Source organism: Paenibacillus sp. MAEPY2, assembly GCF_000499205.1.
GTDB classification, from domain to species: Bacteria; Bacillota; Bacilli; order Paenibacillales; family Paenibacillaceae; genus Paenibacillus; species Paenibacillus vandeheii.
This window is the reverse complement of record NZ_AWUK01000077.1, coordinates 1-4,320: the sequence shown is the minus strand read 5'-3', so window position 1 is coordinate 4,320 and position 4,320 is coordinate 1. Positions and strand designations below refer to the sequence as shown.

1 protein-coding gene and 1 pseudogene are annotated in these 4,320 nt (G+C 38.9%); both read right to left on the bottom strand.

What is annotated here, in order from left to right; translation table 11 throughout:
• Nucleotides 1-109: 109 nt before the first annotated feature.
• The gene (locus tag P364_RS0134080; protein WP_024634432.1) at nucleotides 110-1,390 is read right to left on the bottom strand and encodes a murein hydrolase activator EnvC family protein; all 1,281 of its coding nucleotides are present in this window, start codon (nucleotides 1,388-1,390) and stop codon (nucleotides 110-112) included.
• A gap of 620 nt (nucleotides 1,391-2,010) precedes the next feature.
• A pseudogene (locus tag P364_RS0134075) lies at nucleotides 2,011-4,221 on the bottom strand (heavy metal translocating P-type ATPase); the annotation flags it as partial.
• Between the last annotated feature and the right edge of the window lie 99 nt (nucleotides 4,222-4,320).

The following is a 4,320-nucleotide window of genomic DNA, read 5'->3' as shown; positions in this document are numbered from 1 at the left end:
CTTGCAACGCACTTTTTAACTATCCTACTATCCGAAATATTCCTACCTGTAATCCTTGTTATCATTAGTACGAATAATAATCATTGCAAAGACCTTTTGAACTAATGCTCTATAAATAGCTTAATGGGTTCTGTGGAGTTCCATTCACACGGACTTCAAAGTGCAGATGTGGACCTGTTGAATTCCCTGTTGAACCTACTTCTGCGATTTTTTTACCTCGGGATACTGATTCACCTTCTTTTACTTGAATACCGTTCTCCCTAATGTGAGGATATAGAGTCCATAAACCATCCCCATGATCGACGATAACTGTATTGCCATATCCGCCATACCATTCTGCCATAATGACAACCCCATCTTCTGCAGCATATATACTCGTACCCTGAGGAGCAGCAAAATCAGTCCCATTATGCATTTTTCCTAACTCACCTGTTATGGGGTGGACACGTGGTCCAAAGTTTGATGAAATGGTTGCACCTTGAATTGGCATCCCTAACACTCCGCTTCCATTGGAAGAACTGCTGGAGCTTGATTTAGTGCTAGAGCTAGAAACCTTCTGTAGTTTTTCTCTTCTTTCAGCCTCTTCTGCAGCTGCTTTAGCTTTTGCAGCTCTTGCAGCCTGCTCTTCTTTCAGCGTATTTTTTTCTTGAACCAGTGCCGACCGCTTTAACGCAATTTCAACTAGCATTTGATCTTGCCTATCACTGAGCTCACTTTGTGTTTCAATCTCTTTCTCGTATCCAAGAATAAGCTTCTGCTTCTCTTGCTCCTTACTAGCGAGCTCTGTCTTGTGGGCTTTCTTCTCTACATATAGCCGCTTATGTTCCGCATACTGCCTATCAAGCTGTTGCTTCTTCTCTACAACAAGCTGCTTATCTTTCTTATGCTCAACTAATAGATTCTGGTCTTGGTCCACAATCATTTTCAGAGAATCCATACGCTGAAGGAAGTCAATAAAACTAGTAGATGATAACAGCACATCCAAATAGGAAATTGTACCATCGGTGTACATCAAACGCACTCGGGATGCTAGTACGTCCTCACGAGCATCAATTCTTTCTTCTGCAGCTTCCAACTCTTTTTTTGTAAAGCGTAAATTTTCTTCCGTTGTTTCAATATTGTAAGAGACAGTTGCAAGCTCGTTACTTACATTTTCTATTTGCTTCATGATGCTCTTCAAATATGTCTCTTGCTTTTGCTTATAGTAAACGGCTTCCTTCTTCTTCTTTTCAGCTTTTTCCTGTTCCGATATTGCCGAATTAGACTGTTGTTTGAGCTTTTCCAACTCATTATCAATATCACTAATGCCTGATGCTGCATGACTATAAGCAGGACTAAGAATTGTGATTGTAATCAAACTTATTGCAAGTGCAGTTGCTGTCTTTTTCAACTTAATTCCCATCCTTGTACATATTTTAGATTTGAATTATTTCTTTCATTGAGTTTAATGGCCTTATGATTGATAGAACGCTGCTTGTCCTACATCGCCACAAAGTTACTAAAAACTCTAAAATTATCAATAATTGCATTCGAGACATGGCGAAATTATTAAAATTTTGTTACCCTACATAATGTAGTTTATTTATCACTACCTTGTCAACTTTTGCGACGACATATAAACAGAAATTATTATCTTATCTGACAGCAGAGAAGATCAATTAAAAGAGCGTTAACTTATTTAGAATTCTCTATGTAAGTGTAGGTTCACAGTCGATCTAATTGTTAGTAACATAATGCAAATCGCTTGCTAAAGTCCTGTACACAAAGTAAACAACCTTAGTCTAGTCAATCACCATGATCTAAGGATGATTTGATTGTAAACAAAACATGAACCTTTTAAAGATTAGTGTTTGTGATATGACAAAAGAAAAGAGCAACTAAGCTGCTAAAATAAACACTTTAACGGCGTGATCTTCCCAAAGAATTCTCCCATAAAAAAACACCTTAAGAAAAGACAAGTTGTAACCCTCGCCTGTTTACTTAAGGTGTTCTGTCGAAGCCTAATTATGCTTATGAACTTTTCAGTATTCGTACTGCATTTAATACAGCCAACAAAGTGACACCAACGTCTGAGAATACCGCTTCCCACATCGTTGCAATACCAAATGCACCAAGGAGCAAGAAAACCACCTTCACTCCGAGAGCAAAAATAATGTTCTGCCACACTATTCTTCTTGTCCTTTTTGCTATCCTAATAGCCGTTGTAATCTTTGACGGCTCATCAGTCATAATGACTATATCTGCTGCCTCAATAGCAGCATCAGATCCAAGTCCGCCCATAGCAATTCCTACATCTGCCCTCGCCAATACCGGCGTATCATTAATTCCATCACCAACAAACGCGATTTTCTCTTTTGACGCTTTTTCTTGATCTAATTTTTCAATTTCTTCTACTTTGTTTTGTGGGAGCAACTCTGCATGCACTTGGTCTACTCCAAGCTGGCGTCCAACCGCTTCTCCCACTATTTTTGAATCACCAGTGAGCATGACTGTTTTTTTAATTCCAAGCTTTTTCAATGATTGAATGGCTTCTAAGGAATCTTCTTTCACCTCATCAGAAATGACGATATACCCTGCATATTCATTATCAATGCTCAAGTGCACTATTGTACCTAAGTCAGCTGGTTGATCATAACGAATTTGTTCCTTAACCATTAGTTTTGCATTACCAGCAAGTACTTCTTTTCCATCGACCTTAACCTTAATACCATGTCCTGAAATCTCATTATACTCCACTAACTCGTTCTCATTTATACTTTCACCATAAGCAGCTCTAATGGATTCGGCGATGGGATGAGTTGAGTGAGCTTCTGCATAAGCTGCATATTTCAAGAGTTGCTCTTTAGAAATATGCCCTCCAGTTTGAATGCTTGTAACCGTAAATGCTCCCTTAGTTAGGGTTCCCGTCTTATCAAAGACGACATATTTCACATCATTTAGGGCTTCCAAGTAGTTACTCCCTTTAACCAACACTCCATTCTTTGATGCTGCACCGATTCCTCCAAAGAAGCCAAGTGGAATGGAGACCACCAATGCGCAAGGGCAAGAGATAACTAAAAATATAAGTGCACGGTAAATCCATTCTGAGAAAGTAGCTCCACTTACAATGAGAGGAGGTACCACAGCAAGCAGTACAGCAATGATCACTACTACTGGTGTATAATAGCGAGCAAACTTTGTGATGAAGTTCTCTGTTGGTGCTTTCTTGCTGCTGGCATTCTGAACCAAATCTAATATTTTGGATACAGTTGATTCAGCAAACTCCTTCGCTACTTCTATCGTTAACACACCATTTTTGTTTATAAAGCCACTGAGCACATCATGACCTGGCTCCACTTCTCTTGGAACAGATTCTCCAGTTAGAGCAGAAGTATCCATAGCAGATACACCTTCAATGACTTTGCCATCTAACGGAACCCTTTCACCAGGCTTTACTAAAATGATGTCTCCGATCTTCACTTCTTCAGGAGATACACGTTCTATTTCGTCACCTATTTTTAAGTTTGCGTAGTCTGGACGGATATCCAGGAGTGAACTGATCGATTTTCGAGAACGATTTACAGCAATGCTTTGGAACATCTCTCCTACTTGATAAAACAACATGACGGCTACACCTTCGGGATATTCTTGTATCGCAAAAGCTCCCACCGTTGCAATGGCCATCAAAAAGTTTTCATCAAAAACTTGACCCCTGACAAGATTTTTGATTGCTCTGAATACAATGTCGCCACCAATTATGATATAAGCTAATGCGAACAGTGAGAACTCTATATAGCCAGAAAAAGAAGAGAACCACGCACCAGCAGCAATAAGAGTACCAATAATTAACCGGGTTAACATACGTTTGGTGTTCTCATTTCCATGGTCGTGGGCATGATCGTGAGCATCTTCATGACTATGATGTTCTTCTGTACCTTTGGAGCCACTTCTTGATGAAGATTCACCTTTTTCAATTACACGTATATGAGGCTCTAATGTCTTCACCTTTTCTTTGGCTTTTGATACAATACTTTCTGCTCTTCCCTCATCAGTCTCTAAAGTTAAAGTTTTAGTTACGAAATTTACAGAACAAGTACTAACTCCATCAATTTTCTTAACGCCGTTCTCAATCTTCATAGCACAGTTCGCGCAGTCTAAACCATCTAATATTAAGTCTTTTCTGACCTTCTGTTGCTGTGCTTCCATATAACGCTCACTCCTCTCCAGAGATAAATTCAATTTCGATATATGAACAAATGCTCATACGTTTGTATATAAACTCATTATACGCAAATGAAAATTTAATTGTCAATAAATCGTATGAGATCAAAATAAAAAAGC